Below are 19,158 nucleotides of genomic sequence, written 5' to 3'. Positions count from 1 at the left end.
CTCAGCCGCCCGCCTGCGGTTTGGTTTTGTCCGCGCGATAGCGTGCGGCGTCTCCGCCCAGCTGGTATTTGATCACGGCGCGTTTCTGCTCGGCATAGGTCTTGGAAAAGACATGCGTGCCCTTGCCCGTGGCGACGAAGTATAGGTACTGCGTGTCGGCGGGATGCAGCACGGCCTGGATGGCGGGGCCGCCCGGCAAGGCGATCGGTGTTGGCGGCAGTCCGGTATGCACATAGGTGTTGTAGGGGGACGGATTGCGCAGGTCCTTGAAGGTGATGCCGCCATGATAGCGTTTTCCCAAACCGTAGATCACGGTCGGATCGCTTTGCAGACGCATGCCCAGACGCAGGCGATTGACGAAGACGCTGGCCACCAGCGGACGCTCCTTGGCAGAGCCGGTTTCCTTTTCCACCAGGGACGCGAGGATCAGCGCGTCATAGGGGGTTTTGAGTGGAAGCCCCGGGGCTCGGGTGTCCCATGCATGGTCGAGCTCCTGGCGCATCGCCTGATAGGCGCGCTTGAGGATGGAAACGTCGGTGGCGCCATTGCTGAAAAAATAGGTGTTCGGATAGAACCAGCCTTCAGGGGACATGCCCTTGGGGCCTCCCAGCCGTGCGATCAGTCCGGGGTAGTCGACCGGTTTGAGCGTATGCCGGATATGCGGGTCGGCATTGAGGGCGTGCATTGCCTGGGCGAAGGTCCAGCCGTCGATCAGGGTAATGCCGTATTGCACGGTGCGTCCGTTGACCATGTCGCCGAGCAGTTGCAGCGGCGTCATCCCGGTACGTACGGCATAGTCGCCGCTCTGGATGCTGCCTGCCTGGTCGGACAGGCGTGCATAGATTAGCCACCAGCCAGGGTGCCTGAGAATGTGCAGTGCATGCAGACGATCAGCCACTTGGCGGGCGCTGCTGCCGGCGGGTACCTTGAATTCGACCTGTTCGGTCGGCAATTGCAGAGGCGTGCTCAGTGCATGCCAGCCGATCACGACGAGCACGCCGAGAAGCAGCGCGAGACCCGCCAAGCCGGTGATGATCGCTTTGCGCATCAGCAGGTTCCTTCACGTACGGCCCGACATAGTGTTCCGATCAGTGGCGGGAACGGGGGCATATCCTGGGTTTCGATGCGTCGCACCGGCCAGATGCCGATCAGGCTGTTGCACAGCAGTGCGCCGTCGGCCTGGTGCAGGCGCTCGGGCTCGAGCGTCTCGATGGACGTTTCGACAGCGTTCGCCCGGGCCCAGTCGAGGATGCGTTCGCGCATGATGCCGGCTACGCCGCATCGGTCGAGATCAGGCGTCAGCAGTCTATCACCCTCGATCCAGAACAGGTTGCTCATGGAGCCTTCGACCAAGTTGCCGTTGCTGTCGGCCAGCAGGCCCTCGACGATGGTATCGTCATCCCATTCCGCGCGAGCCAGTACCTGATGCAGGCGGTTTAGGTGTTTGATGCCGGCCAGGGCCGGGTCGTCTGGCAGCCGGGTGTGGCATAGGCGTACCGCAACGCCCTTGAGGGTATGGCTTGATGGGTATATTGGCCACGGTCGTATGTCGATCAACAGGCGCGGCGTCAGCTCTGACGGGATGCGGTATCCCCGTTCGCCGTCACCGGCGGTATACACGAGTTTGACGACGTGGCGTCCATCGGGCGGACTGGCTCGTAGCAGTTCGGGGAGCAATTCCGTTTCCATCGGCATGTGTAAATGGAGTCGGCGACAGCCCTCGGTCAGTCGTCGCCAGTGCCTGGGCCAGTGCGGCAATTGGCCATCCCTGGCCTCAAGGGTTTCGAAGACGCCGTGACCGTAGGCCAGACCCCGGTCGGAGATGGGTACGCAACTGTCCAGATGCGATGCCTTGTCGGCCATCGTCAGATCAAGGCCCTGAGCAATCCGGCAGCCTTGTGCCGGGTTTCCTCGAGTTCGGCGGCGGGGTGCGAATCGGCGACGATGCCTGCACCGGTGCGGAAGCGCAGTTCCCCCGAGTTCCACTCGAGCGTGCGGATGAGGATGTTGAGATCCATCTGCCCGTCGTTGCCGAGATAACCGATCGCCCCGGTATAGGCACCACGCGCCTCGCCCTCCAGTTCGCGGAGTATCTGCATGCATCGAACCTTGGGACAACCGGTGATGGTGCCGCCCGGGAACATCGCGCGAATCAATTCGCCTGGGCGCAGGCCGGGACGCGGCTTTGCGCGTACATTGGAGACGATATGATGCACGTGGGCATAGCTTTCGATCACCATTAATTCGTCGACCTCGACGCTGCCGGTGCGGGCGATACGCCCCAGGTCATTGCGCTCAAGGTCGATCAGCATGACGTGTTCGGCGCGTTCTTTGAGATTCTCTGCTAGTTTGCGCTGCAGGACACGGTCGGAGGCGGCATCGTGCCCTCGCGGGCGGGTGCCGGCGATGGGGCGTGTCGACACCCAGCCGTCACGACAGGCGACCAGGCGTTCCGGAGATGAACTGATCACCGCTCGCGGTCCCATTGTCGCCAAGGCGGCGAACGGCGCCGGATTGGCCAGGCGCAGTCGTGCATAAAGGTCCGCCGGCGTACCTGTGGAGCCCTCGCAAAGCCATTCGCGGGACAGGTTGACCTGAAACACGTCGCCGTCGCGGATATAGTCGAGTATGCGTTCCACCCCGTGCAGATACGCGTCTGCTGGCGTCTCGACGATGTGCAGGCCATTCTTTGCGGCAAGTTGCGCAGGACCCGATAATGCCGCTTGCTCGGCATCGCATGTGATGTCCTGCAGCAGTGCCTCGTGACCCGCTGCCGCAACAGCATAGACGCTGCCGTTCAGATGATCGCGAATGACGGCGGCCGGACAGTATTGCGCAAGCACGGCAGGCCAGTCCCACGGATGACCCGGAGGAGGTCCCAGCACAGGTTCCAGAATATAGGCCAGTTCGTAGCCCAGGTAGAGGAACCACCCGCCGGCAAAGGGAATGCCCGGTGCCGAGGGTGCCTGTTCGCGACAGGCTCCGGCTGTCTGGTCGAGCCACTGCGTAAACCCGCTCCCCGAAAAATTCACCAGAGGCGCCTCGGGGAACGCGAACAGGATGTCGTAGCGCCCGCGGGGGCCGCCCCGTGCCGTGCTTTGCAGCAAATGCGGATAGCGCGCCGGGTTCAGTCGGTGCAGTTCCAGCAGGTCATCTGGCCCGCGCAGCGGGCGCTGCGCGATCACGCTCAGATTTTCCGGAACAACAACGATCCGTTGGTGCCACCGAACCCGAAGGAGTTCGAAAGGGCGTACGACATGTCGCGTTCGCGCGCCGTGTTGGGCACGTAATCGAGATCGCAGCCTTCGTCTGGATTTTCCAGATTGACCGTGGGCGGCAGAACCTGATCGCGCAGGGCAAGAATCGAGAACACGGCCTCGACACCGCCGGCAGCCCCAAGCAGATGTCCGGTCATCGACTTGGTCGAACTGACCGCCAGTTGGTAGGCGTGGTCGCCGAAGGCGCGCTTGATGGCGTCGCTCTCGGCCCTGTCGCCCGCCGGGGTGGAGGTGCCGTGCGCATTGATGTAATCGACCTCATCCGGGTTCACGCCGGCATCGCGCAGTGCGAGCAGCATGCAGCGGGTGGCCCCCTCCCCCGATGGTTGGGTCATGTGATAGGCATCGGCGTTGAGCCCGTACCCAGCAAGTTCGCAGTAGATGTGCGCACCACGGGCCTGGGCATGCTCGTAGGATTCGAGCACCAGCACGCCGGCCCCAGCACCGATGACGAATCCGTCGCGGTCGCGATCCCAGGGGCGGCTGGCGCCCGCGGGGTCGTCGTTACGCGTGGAAAGTGCGCGGGCAGCGGCGAAGCCTGCAATGCACAGGGGTGTCGAGGCCATTTCCGCGCCCCCCGCGATCATCACGTCGGCGTCGCCATACGCAATCATGCGCGCCGCATCGCCGATATTGTGCGTACCGGTGGTGCATGCGGTCACGATGGCGATGTTCGGTCCCCGGAAGCCGTACATGATGGACAGGTTGCCCGAGACCATATTGATCAGGCTGCTGGGGATGAAGAACGGCGAGACCTTGCGCGCGCCGCCGTTCATCATAGCGATGTGGCCCTTCTCGATACCGGGCAGACCGCCAATGCCGGAGCCGATGGCCACGCCGATACGTTCGGCCGGGATGCGCTCGTCGTGGGGTTCGATACCCGCATCGCGCAACGCCTGAATGGCTGCGCCGATGCCGTAATGGACAAAGATGTCCATTTTTTTCTGGTCTTTGGGTGGGATGTATTCCCCTGGATCAAAGTCACGCACGTAGCCCGATATTTTGACCGGTGACTCTTCAGGGTCGAAATGATCGATATGCGTGATCCCACTGCGTCCCGCCAGGACGTTCTCCCACGCGGTATCGACCGTGGATCCCACGGGCGACACGATACCGAGCCCGGTTACGACGACGCGGCGCTTCGACAAATCAGTATCCTCTTCCTTCGGCTATGCGATCAAACCCGCGTCGGCCGGTTTCCCGGCGACTGCATAGTCGGGGATACCGGCTGACGCAATCGGGGGCTGCGCTTATTTCAGATGCGCGTTGATGTAGTCGATCGCCTGCTGGACGGTGGTGATCTTCTCGGCTTCTTCGTCAGGGATTTCGCACTCGAACTCCTCTTCGAGAGCCATCACCAGCTCCACCGTATCCAAGGAATCGGCGCCAAGATCGTCGACGAAGGATGAATCATTCTTGACGTCCTCCTCCTTGACGCCAAGCTGCTCGACCACGATCTTTTTGACGCGCTCTTCAACGTTGCTCATGCTCGTTATTCCCCTGTGTAAAAAAAATGCAGCCAGCGGCTGCGGGCGGTATTTTAGAGAAACTGCAGTCTCGTCGCTACCCGCAGGGCGTGGCCGGATTCAGGACATGTACATCCCGCCGTTAACGTGCAGCGTCTCGCCGGTAATGTAGCCGCCGCCACGACCGGCCAGGAATGCCACGGCCTTGGCAATATCCTCCACCTCGCCCAGTCGGCGCAATGGGATCTGGCCCAGCAGGCCCTCGCGCTGCTCTTCCTTGAGCGCGCGGGTCATGTCGGTGTCGATGAAACCCGGCGCGACCACGTTGACAGTGATGCCACGTGAGCCCACCTCGCGGGCCAGCGATTTGCTGAAGCCGATCATTCCGGCCTTGGCCGCGGCATAGTTGCATTGCCCAGGATTGCCAGCGGCCGCGACCACCGAGGCGATATTGATGATGCGTCCATGGCGTTTCTTGAGCATGCCGCGGATACAGCCGCGGGCAAGCCGGAAGACTGAACTCAGGTCGGTGTCGATCACGCTATCCCAGTCCTCGTCCTTCATGCCCATCAGCAATGTGTCGCGCGTGATGCCGGCATTGTTGACCAGAATCGTGACAACGCCGAACTGTTCGCCGATCTGCCCCAGCGCAGCCTCGACCGAAGCTTGGTCCTCAACCATCATTTCCAGACCGGTACCCTCGGCGCCCGCTTCCTTCAGATAGCTTGCGATGGCTTCGGCACCCGCCGGCGACGTGGCGGTCCCGATTACCGTGGCACCGGCCTGTGCCAGCTCTAGAGCGATGGCCCTGCCGATGCCCCGGCTTGCGCCGGTAACCAGCGCGATTTCCCCTTGCAGACTCATGCCCCGTATTCCTCGCAGAGTTCCAATGCGGCGTCGAGGGTCTTGGTGTCCTCTACGCAGAGGACTTTCAGGCTGCGGTCGATACGCTTGTTGAGGCCGCTGAGAACCTTGCCGGGTCCGAATTCGAAGACCACCCGGATACCTTCGTCGGCGAAGCCTTCGATGGTTTCGACCCAGTGCACTGGATTGTAGAGCTGGCGCACGAGCAATTCGGGCAACTCTGCTGGAGCGGCGTGCTGGGTCGCATCCACGTTATGCACGATGGGTATACGCGGTGAATTGAAGGTGGTGCTCTTCAGAACTTCGGCGAAGCTCTCCGCCGCCGGCTTCATCAATGCGCAGTGTGACGGGACGCTGACGCTGAGGGAGATCACGCGTTTGGCTCCCCCCTCGGACGCCAGTGCCATCAGGCGATCGACCGCTTCGGCATGCCCCGCCACGACGACCTGCCCGGGTGCATTGAAGTTGACGGCCTCGACAACCTGATTTCCGGCAGCGCGTGAACACAGGGCGATGACTTGCTCGTCCGTTAGCCCCAGGACTGCTGCCATGCTGCCGGTGCCAGCGGGTACGGCGGACTGCATTAGGCGTCCGCGTTCGGCGACGATACGCACGGCATCGGCGAATTCGAGCGCGCCGGCGCAGACGAGCGCGGTATATTCACCTAGGCTGTGACCCGCCATCACTTCGGGCCTGCATCCGCCCTCTTCCTCCCAGACGCGCCAGACGGCAACGCCGGCAGCGAGCATGGCCGGCTGGGTGATGGCAGTACGTCCCAGCTCTTCCTCGGGGCCATTCTGCACGAGGGCCCACAAATCCATGCCCAGGCAGTCGGAGGCCTCCTGAAAGGTATCGCGTACCAGGGAATACTTGTCGGATAGTACGGCCAGCATCCCGATCGACTGGGAACCCTGACCTGGAAACACGGCGGCAATGCTCATGTAGTCGGCAACTGTCTCAGGCTCAAAAAGGCGAGTAGTTTAGGCAAAAGCTCGGGCGGCGGGCAAATAACTTGTGGGCAATGCTATCCCGGGGTTGCAGCCCGGATGCCGCCGTGCGTTGACAGCGCTCCCCCGCCAGCGCGGCGGAGATGCCTGCGCCCTTGTTTTATGCCGCCAGTTATTGATAATGGGCGGCTTCCTAGTCCCTGGGGATATCCCGTAAGAATGGCAAAAGAAGACGCGATCGAAATGGAAGGCAAGGTGATCGACACCCTGCCCAACACCATGTTCAGAGTTCAGCTCGATAACGGTCATGTGGTGACCGCACACATCTCCGGGCGCATGCGCAAGCATTACATCCGCATCCTGACCGGTGACCAAGTTACCGTCGAGCTGACGCCCTACGATTTGACCAAGGGGCGTATCGTCTACCGCAAGAAGTAGGCTCGCGTTAGAGGCGGACCTAGTGGACCGCCTCCTGCTGATCGACGAAATCCAGGCGCAGTTCTTCGCCTTCCACGTCGAGGTGCACTTCCCCGCCCTCGCGAAGCCGCCCGAACAGTATCTCCTCGGCCAGGGGCTTCTTGACGTGTTCCTGGATAACCCGCGCCATGGGACGGGCGCCCATGATCGGGTCGTACCCCCGCTCGGCCAACCAGGCTCGCGCAGCGTCGTCCACGACGAGGCGGACCTTCTTCTCTTCCAGTTGAGCTTCCAGTTCGATGAGAAACTTGTCGACCACGTTCGCAACGATGCGCGGTTCCAGCGGCTGAAACTGGATGATCGCATCCAGGCGATTGCGGAATTCCGGGGTGAACGTGCGGCGTATCGCCTCCATGCCGTCGGTCGAGTGATCCTGTTGGGTGAAACCCAGCGTCCGCCGGCTGACCGACTGGGCGCCCGCGTTGCTGGTCATTACGAGAATCACGTTGCGGAAATCCACCTGGCGGCCGTTCGCATCGGTCAGCGTGCCGTGATCCATGACCTGCAGCAACAGGTTGAACACGTCCGGGTGTGCCTTTTCAATCTCATCCAGCAGCAACACGGCGTGCGGGTGCTTGAGGATGGCATCGGTCAGCAGCCCGCCTTGATCGAAACCGACGTACCCCGGAGGGGCGCCGATGAGGCGTGACACCGTGTGCCGTTCCATGTACTCGGACATGTCGAAACGGAGTAACTCGATGCCTAGAACCTGCGCCAGCTGGCGGGTAACCTCGGTCTTACCTACACCGGTCGGACCGGCGAACAGGAACGAGCCAATCGGTTTGTCAGGGTGTCCAAGTCCGGAGCGCGACATCTTGATCGCCGCTGCCAGGGTGCCGATCGCCTCGTCCTGGCCGAACACGACGAGCTTCAGGTTGCTTTCCAGGTTGCGCAGCGTCTCCATGTCCGAAGTGGATACCTGTTTCGGCGGGATACGGGCGATTTTGGCGACCACGTCCTCGACGTCGTGCACGGAAATCGTCTTGCGGCGCTGGCTGGCCGGCTGTAGCCGGCGGCGTGCGCCCGCCTCGTCGATCACGTCGATCGCCTTGTCGGGCAGGTGCCGGTCGGTGATGTAGCGCTCGGACAACTCGGCCGCCGCACGCAGCGAGGGGTTGGTGTAGCGCACGTCGTGATGTTCCTCGAAGCGACCCTTGAGGCCCTTGAGGATCTGGTAGGTTTCCTCGACGCTGGGTTCGCGCACGTCGATTTTCTGGAAACGCCTAGCCAGCGCACGGTCCTTCTCGAAGATCCCACGATATTCCTGATAGGTGGTCGAACCGATGCATTTGAGCTGACCGTTGGCCAGCATCGGCTTGATCAGGTTGGAGGCGTCCATCACGCCGCCGGAGGCGGCGCCGGCACCGATGATGGTGTGGATCTCGTCAATGAAGAGAATCGCACCCGGCTGGCGCTTGAGCTGGGCCAGTACGCCCTTGAGACGCTTCTCGAAGTCGCCGCGGTATTTCGTGCCTGCGACCAGCGCGCCGAGATCCAGCGAATAGACCACGCCGTCATGCAGTATCTCGGGAACCTCGCCGTCGACGATGCGCTTGGCAAGGCCCTCGGCCAGTGCAGTCTTGCCCACGCCGGCCTCGCCCACGTACAGCGGATTGTTCTTGCGCCGACGACACAGGATCTGCACCGTGCGCTCGATCTCGCTGTCGCGGCCGATCAAGGGGTCAATCTTGCCCTGGCGGGCGAGCTCGTTGAGGTTGGTGGCGAACTGTTCCAGCGGGTTGCTGCGTGCAGACTCCTCGCCTGCAGCCGCACCCTCGGCCGGCCCCTCGCTGTCCATGTCGGGCTGCTGTTCGTCGGAAACCTTGGAGATGCCATGAGAGATGTAGTTGAGCACATCGAGCCGGCTGATCCCCTGCTTCGACAGCAGGTAGACGGCATGCGATTCCTGTTCGCCGAACAGGGCCACCAGCACGTTGGCGCCCGTGACCTCCTTGCGTCCGGAGGACTGAACGTGAAATACGGCGCGCTGGAGCACCCGCTGGAAACCGACCGTAGGCTGGGTTTCGCGCTGGTCGCCTTCGTTCAGCCGCGGCGTGTTGTCTTCGATGAACAGGTCGAGCTCACGTTTCAGCCGCGAAAGATCGGCGCCACAGGCACGCAGCACGTTCACCGCAGTGGGGTTGTCGGTGAGCGCCAACAGCAGGTGCTCCACGGTAATGAATTCGTGGCGCTTTTCACGGGCCTGCTTGAAGGCCAGATTAAGGGAGAATTCAAGCTCTTTGTTCAACATCGCCGATATGCCTCAGGTTGGCGGCCATCCTCGGCCTAACGAAATCCGAATGTACTTGGTTGGGGTCAAGTCTCTTCCAGAGTACATAGCAAAGGGTGTTGGTGATCGCGGGCATAATCGTTGACCTGAGCGACCTTGGTCTCCGCTATATCCCGGGTGTACACCCCGCACACGCCGCGTCCGCGGGTGTGTACGTGCAGCATGATCCGAGTGGCCTTCTCCCGGTCCATGCGGAAAAACAGCTCCAGTACTTCAACGACAAATTCCATCGGGGTGTAGTCATCATTGAGGATCACCACTTTGTACAGCGGTGGCTGGCGTACCTCGGGACGACGCTCCTCGACGACGAAATCCTCATTGTCGCTGCGCTTCTCCTCGCTCATGTTGAGTATGTCGGGTTGCATCGGGTTGATCTCAAGGGGGGCGTGAAAATGTTTCCGTCCACGCTCCTCACGGGTTACATATGGGCGACGATACACCGGCCGAATTCGGAACACGATACAGTCTCGGCACCGGTCATCAGGCGCGCCAGATCGTCGGTCACCCGCCCTGCCTTGATCGCACCTGAGAGGCCGCTGACGATGGCGTCGGCAGCTTCGATCCAACCCAGGTGGCGCAGCATCATTTCCGCGGAAAGCACGATGGATCCGGGATTTGCCTTGTCCTGACCGGCGATCATCGGTGCGGTGCCGTGCGTGGCCTCGAAGATGCCGATACTGTCGGAAAGATTCGCTCCGGGCGCGATGCCGATGCCGCCGACCTGAGCAGCCAGGGCGTCAGATATATAGTCGCCGTTCAGGTTCAAAGTGGCAATAACCTCGTAATTTTGAGGGTTGAGCAATATTTCTTGCAGGAAGGCGTCGGCGATCACGTCCTTGATCACGATGTCGTCGCCAGTACGCGGGTTGGTGAGCCGCATCCAGGGACCGCCATCCAGGGGCTGCGCGCCGAATTCGCGTTGTGCAAGGGCATAGCCCCAGGCCTTGAACGCCCCTTCGGTGAATTTCATGATGTTGCCCTTGTGCACCAGGGTCACCGACTTGCGGCCATTGTCGATGGCGTACTGGATCGCCTTGCGCACCAGGCGTTCGGTACCTTCACGCGACACGGGCTTGATGCCGACCCCGGAGCTTTCCGGGAAACGAATGTTGGTCACACCCATTTCAGCCTGTAGATAAGCGATGAGCTTGCGTGCCTCGGCGGTTTCTGCTGCCCACTCGATGCCGGCATAGATGTCTTCCGAATTTTCGCGGAAGATCACCATGTCCGTTTTCTCCGGGGCTTTGACCGGGCTGGGGGTGCCGTCGTAATAGCGCACCGGACGCAGACAGACGTAGAGGTCGAGCGTCTGTCTGAGGGCGACGTTAAGCGAGCGGATGCCGCCGCCAACGGGCGTGGTCAAGGGGCCCTTGATTGCCACCAGATACTCGCGCATGGCATCCATGGTTTCGTCCGGAAGCCATACGTCGTCGCCGTAAACGCGGGTGGCCTTTTCGCCGGCGTAAACCTCCATCCACGCGATTGCGCGCGTATCGCCGTAAGCCTTATGCACGGCGGCATCGACGACCTCACGCATTACGGGCGTGACGTCCGCGCCGATGCCATCACCCTCGATGAAGGGGATCACGGGCTTGGCGGGTACGCGCAGTGAGCCGTCGGCATTCGCGGTGATGCGTTCCCCCCACGAGGGCGTGTCGATGTGCTGGTAGGACATGAGTCGGCGGTCTCCGCAAGAGAGGTTAATTTGTGCCGCATTATACATTCACTCCACAGCGACGAAGCTGTGATAAAGTTCCCCGATGCGCTTCCAACCCCATGTCACGGTGGCCGCGGTGATCGAGCGCGAGGGGCGCTTTCTGCTGGTCCGCGAACGCATTGACGGACACGTGAAATACAACCAGCCGGCAGGTCATCTCGAGGACGGCGAATCCTTGGTCGAGGCCGTCATCAGGGAAACCCTCGAAGAGACCGCCCGGCACTTCACTCCTATCGCACTGGTGGGTATCTACCGCTGGGTCAACCCGGTCGGCGAGACCTTTCTGCGCGTGGCCTTCTCAGGAACGGCCGGCGAGCGCGATGTCTCGCGCGCGCTCGACGACGGTATCGAGGATACCGAATGGTTGTCCCCGGATGCGCTCAGAACCCTGGGCGAGCGGCTGCGCAGCCCCCTCGTGTTGCGCGCCGTGGCCGATCACGGCGCCGGCCATCGCTACCCGCTGGCCCTGCTGCGCGAACTGGACTGAGCGCGGTGCGTCGCGAACGGGTGATCGTGGGGCTTTCCGGAGGGGTCGATTCCGCAGTCGCCGCGCTGCGTCTGCTTGAGCAGGGATATCGCGTCGAAGGTCTGTTCATGAAGAACTGGGAGGACGACGACGAATCCGGCTACTGCGCCGCGGCCGAGGATCTCGCAGAGGCGCGCGCCGTCGCCGAGACCCTTGAAATCCCGCTGCACAAGGTCAATTTCGCCCGCGAATACTGGGATCGGGTGTTCGCCTATTTCCTCGCAGAATATAGAGCCGGGCGCACCCCTAATCCCGACGTGCTGTGCAACCGCGAAATCAAGTTCAAGGCATTTCTGGATTACGCACGCGGCTTGGGCGCAGACGCCATCGTCACCGGCCACTACGCCCGCACCGACGGTAGCGGGCAACTTTGGCGAGGGGCGGACGCGGCAAAGGACCAAAGCTATTTCCTGCATGCGCTCACGGCCGAACAGCTGCGCGCGAGCCGTTTCCCGCTCGGCGATCTTGTCAAGACCGAGGTCAGGCGTATCGCCCGCGAGGCTGGCCTGCCGAATCATCGGCGCAAGGACAGCACTGGCATTTGCTTCATCGGCGAGCGCCGTTTCCGCGATTTCCTGGCGCGCTACCTGCCCGCCAGGCCCGGTGCGATCGTGGATCTCCACGGAGCGCATCTCGGGGGGCATCAAGGGCTGATGTACTACACCCTGGGCCAACGTCAGGGTCTCGGCATCGGCGGCACGGCCGAGGGTGATGCAGCGCCCTGGTACGTCGCCGAAAAACGGCTTGAGAGCAACGAATTGCTTGTGGTCCAGGGACACGACCACCCGGCACTGCTTTCTGTCAGTCTCTTCGCTGCACGGATGCACTGGATTGCCGGTTCGGCACCCGGCGAGCGGTTCCGGTGTACCGCCAAGACCCGTTACCGTCAGGAGGATCAGGCCTGCACGGTCACCTTGTCCTCTGAAGGGGCCCGCATCAGCTTCGACAAGCCGCAACGCGCGGTGACGCCAGGACAATTCGTAGTTCTTTACGACGACGCGCTATGCCTGGGTGGCGGGGTCATCGAAACGACCGTCCCGCTCGATCCGCTGTATGCTGACTCGCACCGGGCCATGGCCGCGGCTACCGATTAGCGATTCGGCGGAAAGGGGGCATCGTGGAACACAGTTTGCACAACCGCACCCTGGCGCTCGCCGCGGTGTTCCAGTGCGCTGCCGACGCGGATCAGCTGGCGCGTACCGGTACCCTTGAGCCCGGCGCGCTGCAGCCTTTGCTGCAGAGCATCCTGGTGGTCGATGCCGACAGCCTCGAGGCCGTGTATGGTGGTACGGGCAACCTGCGCACCGGCCTTCAGGTGCTGCAACGCCAGCTGGATTCTCCGGAACGGACCAAGACCATCGAAGTGATGCGCTATGCAGTCTCGCTGCTGCACCTGGAACGTCGTCTCGCCAAACGTCCCGAAATGCTTGCCCGTCTGGAGAGTGGCATCGAGAACGCGCAACGCCAGGTCGAGTACTTCGGCGTCGATCACGAGAACGTGATCTCCAGCCTGGCCTCGCTTTACCGCGAGACCATCAGCGAGCTCGGTCCGCGCATCGTCGTGCGTGGTGAGCAGATACACCTTGCCAACGAGACTGTGGCCAGTCGTATCCGCGTGCTGCTGCTCGCCGGCATTCGTGCCGCGGTACTCTGGCGTCAGGCTGGCGGCACACGGTTGCGTCTGTTGTTCACCAGAAAATCGATTCTGCGCGAAGTGGAGCGACTGCTCGCCTAAAGCGCAGGCGGGTTACACAGTTCCGCGGCAAGGTTTTTGTCATCTGGTTTACAATGGCGCCTGACTCTGTCCGGGCGCAATGCCCACGCGCCTCCCCTATCCACCATGACACAAGGACGACGACGCCATGCACGATAGCCTCGAGACTCGCACTGAACTGCGCGTGGGTAGCCAGTCCTACGCCATTCACAAGCTATCCGAACTCGCGGGAGCGGAGCGCTTGCCCTACTCGCTCAAGATCCTGCTGGAAAATCTGCTGCGTTTCGAGGACGGCGTGAGCGTCACGCGCGCGGATATCCAGGCCGTGTTGGATTGGGATGCGCGTGCCGAACCCAGCCAGGAAATTGCCTTTCGCCCGGCCCGCGTGTTGATGCAGGACTTTACCGGTGTGCCGGCCGTGGTGGACCTGGCGGCGATGCGCGATGCTATGCGTCGATTGGGCGGCGACCCGGACAAGATCAATCCGTTGCAGCCGGCGGAACTGGTCATCGACCATTCCGTGCAGGTGGACCGATTCGGTTCGGACGACGCTTTCCAGTTGAACGCCGAACTCGAATACAGCCGCAACCGCGAACGCTATGCGTTTCTCAAATGGGGCCAGAAGGCGTTTTCGAATTTCAAGGTCGTGCCGCCGGATACCGGCATCGTGCATCAGGTCAATCTCGAATATCTCGCGCGCACAGTGTTCACGCGCACGTTGGAAGACGGCAACCTCGAGGCGTACCCGGATACCGTCGTCGGCACGGACTCCCACACCACCATGATCAACGGACTCGGCGTGCTCGGCTGGGGCGTCGGCGGCATCGAGGCCGAGGCGGCCATGCTCGGGCAGCCGATTTCGATGCTGCTGCCGCAGGTGGTGGGTTTCCGTCTCACCGGCGCGCTGCCGGAAGGCGCGACCGCGACCGATCTCGTGCTCACCGTGGTGGAAATGCTGCGCAAGCATGGTGTGGTCGGCAAATTCGTCGAGTTCTTCGGCGATGGTCTGGCCCAGCTGCCGCTGGCGGACCGCGCCACGATCAGCAACATGGCGCCCGAGTACGGCGCGACCTGCGGCATCTTCCCGATCGACGAAGAAACCCTGCGCTACCTCACCCTCAGCGGCCGCGACGCGGATCAGGTCGCCCTGACCGAAGCCTATGCACGGGCGCAGGGCATGTTCTACTCGGCGGACATGCCCATCCCCGATTACAGCGACATCCTGACCCTGGACCTGGCCACGGTGGAACCCTCGCTCGCAGGCCCTAAGCGTCCGCAGGACCGGATTGCGCTCAGCCGCGCCAAGCAGGTCGTCAGCGCCGCCCTGGAAGACGTCATGCGTGCCCGCATGGCGGCCTTCGCGAGCCGCAGGGACGCCGAGGGTTTCGAGACCGAAGGCGGACATGCCGCCGTCGGCGTCGAGCATCAGGCCGACGATCCGGCCCGGCGCAGCGCGCTGCGCATGCACCTCAAGGACGGCATGGTCGTGATCGCCGCGATCACCTCCTGCACCAATACCTCGAATCCCTCGGTGATGCTCGCCGCCGGGCTGGTGGCGCGCAAGGCCCGCGAACGCGGGCTGTGCGTCCAGCCCTGGGTGAAGACCTCACTCGCCCCCGGTTCCCGCGTGGTCACCGCCTATCTCGACAAGGCGGGGCTCAGCGGCGATCTGGCCGCCCTCGGCTTCGATCTGGTCGGTTACGGATGCACCACCTGCATCGGCAACTCGGGCCCCCTGCCGGAACCGGTCAGCGAGGCGATCCGACGCGACGACCTGACCGTCTGCTCCGTGCTTTCCGGCAACCGCAACTTCGAGGGCCGCGTGCATTCCGAGGTGCGCATGAATTTCCTCGCCTCGCCGCCGCTCGTCGTCGCCTATGCTCTGGCCGGGCGCATGGATATCGATCTGTTTCACGAACCCCTGGGCGAGGACCAGACCGGGCATCCGGTCTATCTGCGCGACGTCTGGCCCAGCCATCAGGAAATCCAGGACGCGATCGGTCACAGCGTGACCTCAGAACAGTTCACAGCGAGTTACGACGACGTGTTTGCCGGCGAGGCCCGCTGGCAGCGTCTGGATGCGCCCGACACGGCGCTGTTCGCCTGGCAGGACGACTCGACTTACGTGCAGAACCCGCCGTATTTCGACGACATCGACCAGCCCCTCGCTCCGGTCGGCGACATCCTCGGCGCACGAGTGCTGGCGCATCTGGGCGATTCGGTGACCACGGACCACATCTCGCCCGCCGGTTCGATCAAGGCCGACAGCCCGGCCGGGCGTTATCTGGTCGAGCATGGCGTCGCCCCGGCGGATTTCAATTCCTATGGTTCGCGTCGCGGCAATCACGAAGTGATGATGCGCGGAACCTTCGCCAATATCCGTCTGCGCAACCGGCTCGTGCCGGGCGTCGAGGGCGGCGTCACGCGTCACCTGCCCTCCGGCGAGCAGACCTCGATCTACGAGGCGGCGATGCGCTACAAGGCCGAGCAGGTGCCGACGGTCATCATCGCCGGCAGGGAATACGGCTCCGGTTCCAGCCGCGACTGGGCGGCCAAGGGACCGCGCCTGCTGGGCGTACGTGCCGTGCTGGTGGAAAGCTTCGAGCGCATTCACCGATCCAACCTCGTCGGCATGGGCGTCCTGCCGCTGCAGTTCATGGCCGGAGAAAATGCCGAGATGCTCGGACTCAGCGGCGAGGAGGTTTACGACATCACCGGTCTGGGCGACGGTTCGGCCAAGCAGGTCACGGTCACGGCGACCGCAGCGGACGGCACGCGCAAGTCGTTCCAGGCCAAGGTGCGCATCGACACGCCGCAGGAGATCGAGTACTACCGGCACGGCGGTATCCTGCCCTACGTGCTGCGTCAGCTGGCGGCCTAGATTCGCGACGACCGGATTAGAAAGCCATGTCGGCCCGGCTGCCGCCTGAATTGACGACCAGGCAGCAGCCGTGAGCGACCTCCGCTCGAACGCGAGCACGAACCCGAGGAAATCCGCCGCCGGCTCGCCCGTCGCGCCTCGCCGGACGGGCACCTCAGCGATGCCGTTCTCGGCGCCATAGACGGCTGCGTGACCACCTTTGCGGTCATAGCCGGTGCCGTGTGCGCAGATGCCGGCCAAGGTGGCCATCGTCCTCGGCGCGGCCAACCTCGTCGCCGACGACTTCAGCATGGCGGTGAGCAACTATCAGGCGGCACACAGCCAGAAGAACGTCTTGCCCAGGCTCACCAGAGCAAGCAGCGTCACATCGAGCGCATTCCGGACGGCGAGCGAGAGGAAATCCGGCAGATCTATGCGGCGAAGGGATTCGATGGGGAAACCCTGGAGGCCATCGTGAGCGTGATCACGGCAGACCGTGACTTGTGGGTGAATACCATGCTCACCGAGGAACTCGGCTTCGCGCCGGTGCCGACCAGGCCGCTCGCCAGCGCGTTCACGACCTTCACGGCCTTTCTGCTTATCGGCATGATCCCCTTGGCTCCGTTCATCTTTGCACATCAGTCGATGAATAGCGCGTTTGCCGAAAGCATCCTGCTGACCAGCTCGAGCTTCTTTGCCGTCGTTCTGGTCCGCAGACACGTGCTCGAGCGCCCGCGGTTGCATTCCGGTTTCGGCACCCTGCTGACGGGTGGCGCGGCAGCCGCACTGGCGTATCTGGTGGGTACTTGTTGCGCGGTCTTTACGGCGTGGTCTGAGGCGTCGCCTTTTCGGACAAACACCCGGCTGCTAATCTGCTTCTCCCACTCCACACAAGGCAGGCTCATGCGCGGCGTTTGTCTCGACATCGATACCCTGGACAACGGCGATCTCGACCGCAACCCACTGCACGAAGCGGTTTCCCACTGGACCTATCACGCGCAGACTTCGGCGGATCAATTGTCGGAACACATCGGCTCGGCCGAGGTGCTGGTGACCAACAAGGTTCTGGTGGACGCACCGGCGCTGGCTGCGGCCAGCAGTCTCAAGCTGATCTGCGTGGCGGCCACCGGTACCAACAACGTGGATCTCGAAGCCGCCCGCAAACGGGGTATCGTGGTTTGCAACGTGCGCGATTACGGCACCGCTTCCGTTGCCGAGCATACAATCGGGCTGATGCTTGCCCTGGTCCGCCACCTGCCTGACTACGCCCGCGCGGTTGCCGAAGGGGCGTGGACCCGCGCGCACGGCTTTTCCCTGTACGACTTTTTCCCGATCGGCGAACTTAACGGTCGCACGCTGGGTATTGTCGGTCATGGGGTGCTGGGCGCGGCGGTCGGGCGCATCGCGGAAGGTTTCGGCATGCGGGTGTTGATCGCCGAACGCCGCGGTCAGGCGCCTCGTCACGGACGTACCGAGTTTACCGAGGTGCTCGATCAGGCGGACGTGCTGAGCCTGCATTGCCCGCTGACGCCGGAAACCCGTCATCTGATCGGCGCCGAGGAGATCGAGCGCCTGGGGCCTACCGGGATCCTCATCAATACGGCCCGTGGCGGCCTGGTCGATAGCCAGGCACTGGCCGACGCCCTGCGTGCCGATCGTCTTGCCGCCGCCGGTCTCGATGTCCTCGACGAGGAGCCGCCGCCCGCGGATCACCCGCTGCTCAGCCCTGACGTACCCAACCTGATCGTCACGCCGCATGTTGCCTGGGCTAGCGGTACGGCGCGTCAGCGCCTGATCGACGAAATGGCGCTGAACATGCGCGCCTATCTGGCGGGCACCCCGCGCAACAGGGTGGCCTGAGTCCATCGCGGCAACGGCGGGCACACGCACATTTGAACTCGTGCGTGGCCATCCTGTTACACGTCAGACCGATCGGTTTGAACCGAATCCGATGGACGGAACTCCCCCTTTCACACGAGATTCGAGGAGGTTTGCATGGAATTCACGCAGTTACGTCATGCAGACATGGAAGTACCCAAGATCGGCCTGGGCACCTGGGCTATCGGCGGCTGGATGTGGGGCGGCACCGACGAACGCGCGGCCGTCGATACCATTCACGCCGCACTCGACCGCGGGATCACCCTGGTCGACACCGCTCCGGTCTATGGCTTCGGTCACTCTGAGGAGATCGTGGGCAAGGCCTTGGCCCAATACGGACAGCGCGATCGGATCGTGCTGGCTACCAAGGTGGGTCTGGCCTGGCAGGACGGGCGCCGCGTCAGCCGCGACAGTTCGCCGGCACGCATCCGCCAAGAAATCGAGGACTCGCTGCGTCGGCTGGGTACGGATTACGTCGACATCTATCAGGTGCACTGGCCCGACAGTGCGGTGCCCTTCGAGGAGACCGCGGCCGCCCTTGAAGCGCTGCGCATCGAGGGCAAGATCCGCGCAATCGGGGTGAGCAACTATTCGCCGGAGCAGATGGCCGCCTTCGCCAAGGCGGCGCCGCTGGCCACGAATCAGCCGCCCTACAACCTTTTCGAGCGCGAGATCGAGGGCGTCGTCGCCGATTACTGCGTGCAGCAGGGTATCGGCATGATCGCCTACGGTGCGCTCTGCCGCGGGCTGCTCTCCGGGCGCATGCAGGCCGATACCCGCTTCGACGGCGACGATCTGCGCCTGTCCGATCCGAAATTCCAGATGCCGCGTTTCGGACACTACCTCGAGGCGGTGCGCCGGCTGGACGCGTACGCGCAGGAGAAATACGACCGTCGCGTCATCCATCTGGCGCTGCGTTGGCTGGTCGATCAGCCGGGTGTGGCGGCCGCGCTGTGGGGCGCCCGACGCCCGGATCAGCTCGATCCCGTCGATGCGGTGATGGGTTGGTCCATCGATGCTGCGGACCGCGTTGCGATCGACACCATCCTGCAGGATTGCATTCCCGACCCCGTGGGGCCGGAGTTCATGGCTCCGCCGGAAAGCAGCGCGGCCGCCTGATGGCTCTAGGCGGCGGCCGGTC

The 19,158-nt window shown here is 63.1% G+C and carries 17 protein-coding genes; 7 read left to right on the top strand and 10 right to left on the bottom strand.

Features of this window, described 5'->3' with window-relative positions; genetic code table 11:
• Nucleotide 1 precedes the first annotated feature (1 nt).
• The 7 genes from mltG to fabD form a co-directional block, all read right to left on the bottom strand.
• Entirely contained in the window at nt 2–1,048 is a 1,047-nt protein-coding gene (gene mltG, locus BJI67_RS07690; protein WP_070072543.1) for an endolytic transglycosylase MltG, read from the bottom strand.
• The gene (pabC, locus tag BJI67_RS07685; RefSeq protein ID WP_070072542.1) at nt 1,048–1,863 is read right to left on the bottom strand and encodes an aminodeoxychorismate lyase; all 816 of its coding nucleotides are present in this window, start codon (nt 1,861–1,863) and stop codon (nt 1,048–1,050) included. Before pabC ends, mltG begins: the two co-directional genes overlap by 1 nt.
• A gap of 2 nt (nt 1,864–1,865) precedes the next feature.
• The gene (locus BJI67_RS07680) at nt 1,866–3,182 is read right to left on the bottom strand and encodes an aminodeoxychorismate synthase component I (protein ID WP_156782208.1); all 1,317 of its coding nucleotides are present in this window, start codon (nt 3,180–3,182) and stop codon (nt 1,866–1,868) included.
• A 5-nt stretch (nt 3,183–3,187) separates the two neighbouring features.
• On the bottom strand, nt 3,188–4,426 hold the full coding sequence (fabF, locus tag BJI67_RS07675) for a beta-ketoacyl-ACP synthase II (protein ID WP_070072540.1): 1,239 nt from the start codon (nt 4,424–4,426) through the stop codon (nt 3,188–3,190).
• 102 nt (nt 4,427–4,528) lie between these two features.
• A complete protein-coding gene (acpP, locus tag BJI67_RS07670) occupies nt 4,529–4,765 on the bottom strand; it encodes an acyl carrier protein (RefSeq protein WP_038086394.1) in 237 nt (78 codons plus the stop codon).
• Between the two features lie 99 nt (nt 4,766–4,864).
• Complete coding sequence (fabG, locus tag BJI67_RS07665) at nt 4,865–5,608, bottom strand: 3-oxoacyl-ACP reductase FabG (RefSeq protein ID WP_070072539.1); 744 nt, start codon at nt 5,606–5,608, stop codon at nt 4,865–4,867.
• A complete protein-coding gene (fabD, locus tag BJI67_RS07660) occupies nt 5,605–6,549 on the bottom strand; it encodes an ACP S-malonyltransferase (protein ID WP_070072538.1) in 945 nt (314 codons plus the stop codon). Before fabD ends, fabG begins: the two co-directional genes overlap by 4 nt.
• A 225-nt stretch (nt 6,550–6,774) precedes the next feature.
• Here fabD and infA point away from each other — a divergent pair, with 225 nt between their 5' ends.
• Nucleotides 6,775–6,993 carry a translation initiation factor IF-1 gene (infA, locus tag BJI67_RS07655; protein ID WP_070072537.1) on the top strand — a complete coding sequence of 73 codons (219 nt, stop codon included), beginning with the start codon at nt 6,775–6,777 and terminating at the stop codon, nt 6,991–6,993.
• Between the two features lie 19 nt (nt 6,994–7,012).
• Here the strand turns inward: infA and clpA are convergent, their stop codons facing one another.
• The 3 genes from clpA to icd form a co-directional block, all read right to left on the bottom strand.
• The gene (gene clpA / locus BJI67_RS07650) at nt 7,013–9,283 is read right to left on the bottom strand and encodes an ATP-dependent Clp protease ATP-binding subunit ClpA (protein WP_070072536.1); all 2,271 of its coding nucleotides are present in this window, start codon (nt 9,281–9,283) and stop codon (nt 7,013–7,015) included.
• Nucleotides 9,284–9,348: 65 nt separating this feature from the next.
• Complete coding sequence (gene clpS / locus BJI67_RS07645) at nt 9,349–9,666, bottom strand: ATP-dependent Clp protease adapter ClpS (RefSeq protein ID WP_070074031.1); 318 nt, start codon at nt 9,664–9,666, stop codon at nt 9,349–9,351.
• 74 nt (nt 9,667–9,740) lie between these two features.
• A complete protein-coding gene (gene icd, locus BJI67_RS07640; RefSeq protein WP_070072535.1) occupies nt 9,741–10,997 on the bottom strand; it encodes an NADP-dependent isocitrate dehydrogenase in 1,257 nt (418 codons plus the stop codon).
• Nucleotides 10,998–11,082: 85 nt separating this feature from the next.
• Between icd and BJI67_RS07635 the strand changes: the two genes are divergently transcribed.
• The 6 genes from BJI67_RS07635 (at nt 11,083) to BJI67_RS07610 (ending at nt 19,136) form a co-directional block, all read left to right on the top strand.
• Nucleotides 11,083–11,526 carry an NUDIX hydrolase gene (locus tag BJI67_RS07635; protein ID WP_070072534.1) on the top strand — a complete coding sequence of 148 codons (444 nt, stop codon included), beginning with the start codon at nt 11,083–11,085 and terminating at the stop codon, nt 11,524–11,526.
• Nucleotides 11,527–11,531: 5 nt separating this feature from the next.
• Nucleotides 11,532–12,659, top strand: a complete 1,128-nt coding sequence (mnmA, locus tag BJI67_RS07630; RefSeq protein WP_407922812.1) for a tRNA 2-thiouridine(34) synthase MnmA — start codon at nt 11,532–11,534, stop codon at nt 12,657–12,659.
• A gap of 23 nt (nt 12,660–12,682) precedes the next feature.
• The gene (hflD, locus tag BJI67_RS07625) at nt 12,683–13,300 is read left to right on the top strand and encodes a high frequency lysogenization protein HflD (RefSeq protein ID WP_070072533.1); all 618 of its coding nucleotides are present in this window, start codon (nt 12,683–12,685) and stop codon (nt 13,298–13,300) included.
• 127 nt (nt 13,301–13,427) lie between these two features.
• On the top strand, nt 13,428–16,160 hold the full coding sequence (acnA, locus tag BJI67_RS07620; RefSeq protein ID WP_070072532.1) for an aconitate hydratase AcnA: 2,733 nt from the start codon (nt 13,428–13,430) through the stop codon (nt 16,158–16,160).
• 189 nt (nt 16,161–16,349) lie between these two features.
• Nucleotides 16,350–17,999: an NAD(P)-dependent oxidoreductase gene (locus tag BJI67_RS18180; RefSeq protein WP_331712284.1), complete on the top strand. Its 1,650-nt coding sequence runs from the start codon at nt 16,350–16,352 to the stop codon at nt 17,997–17,999.
• Nucleotides 18,000–18,134: 135 nt separating this feature from the next.
• Nucleotides 18,135–19,136: an aldo/keto reductase gene (locus tag BJI67_RS07610; RefSeq protein WP_070072531.1), complete on the top strand. Its 1,002-nt coding sequence runs from the start codon at nt 18,135–18,137 to the stop codon at nt 19,134–19,136.
• The last annotated feature ends 22 nt before the right edge of the window (nt 19,137–19,158 follow it).

This window comes from Acidihalobacter aeolianus (assembly GCF_001753165.1).
In the GTDB taxonomy this organism is placed as follows: Bacteria; Pseudomonadota; Gammaproteobacteria; order DSM-5130; family Acidihalobacteraceae; genus Acidihalobacter; species Acidihalobacter aeolianus.
The sequence above is the reverse complement of the archived record's forward strand: the minus strand, read 5'-3'. Positions and strand labels throughout refer to the sequence as shown.

Bases quoted from the DNA above. Each gene is read 5' to 3' on its own strand.
- mltG (WP_070072543.1), bottom strand. From the start codon at position 1,048: ATGCGCAAAGCGATCATCACCGGCTTGGCGGGTCTCGCGCTGCTTCTC.
- pabC (WP_070072542.1), bottom strand. From the start codon at position 1,863: ATGGCCGACAAGGCATCGCATCTGGACAGTTGCGTACCCATCTCCGAC.
- acpP (WP_038086394.1), bottom strand. From the start codon at position 4,765: ATGAGCAACGTTGAAGAGCGCGTCAAAAAGATCGTGGTCGAGCAGCTT.
- fabG (WP_070072539.1), bottom strand. From the start codon at position 5,608: ATGAGTCTGCAAGGGGAAATCGCGCTGGTTACCGGCGCAAGCCGGGGC.
- fabD (WP_070072538.1), bottom strand. From the start codon at position 6,549: ATGAGCATTGCCGCCGTGTTTCCAGGTCAGGGTTCCCAGTCGATCGGG.
- infA (WP_070072537.1), top strand. From the start codon at position 6,775: ATGGCAAAAGAAGACGCGATCGAAATGGAAGGCAAGGTGATCGACACC.
- clpA (WP_070072536.1), bottom strand. From the start codon at position 9,283: ATGTTGAACAAAGAGCTTGAATTCTCCCTTAATCTGGCCTTCAAGCAG.
- clpS (WP_070074031.1), bottom strand. From the start codon at position 9,666: ATGAGCGAGGAGAAGCGCAGCGACAATGAGGATTTCGTCGTCGAGGAG.
- icd (WP_070072535.1), bottom strand. From the start codon at position 10,997: ATGTCCTACCAGCACATCGACACGCCCTCGTGGGGGGAACGCATCACC.
- BJI67_RS07635 (WP_070072534.1), top strand. From the start codon at position 11,083: ATGCGCTTCCAACCCCATGTCACGGTGGCCGCGGTGATCGAGCGCGAG.
- acnA (WP_070072532.1), top strand. From the start codon at position 13,428: ATGCACGATAGCCTCGAGACTCGCACTGAACTGCGCGTGGGTAGCCAG.
- BJI67_RS07610 (WP_070072531.1), top strand. From the start codon at position 18,135: ATGGAATTCACGCAGTTACGTCATGCAGACATGGAAGTACCCAAGATC.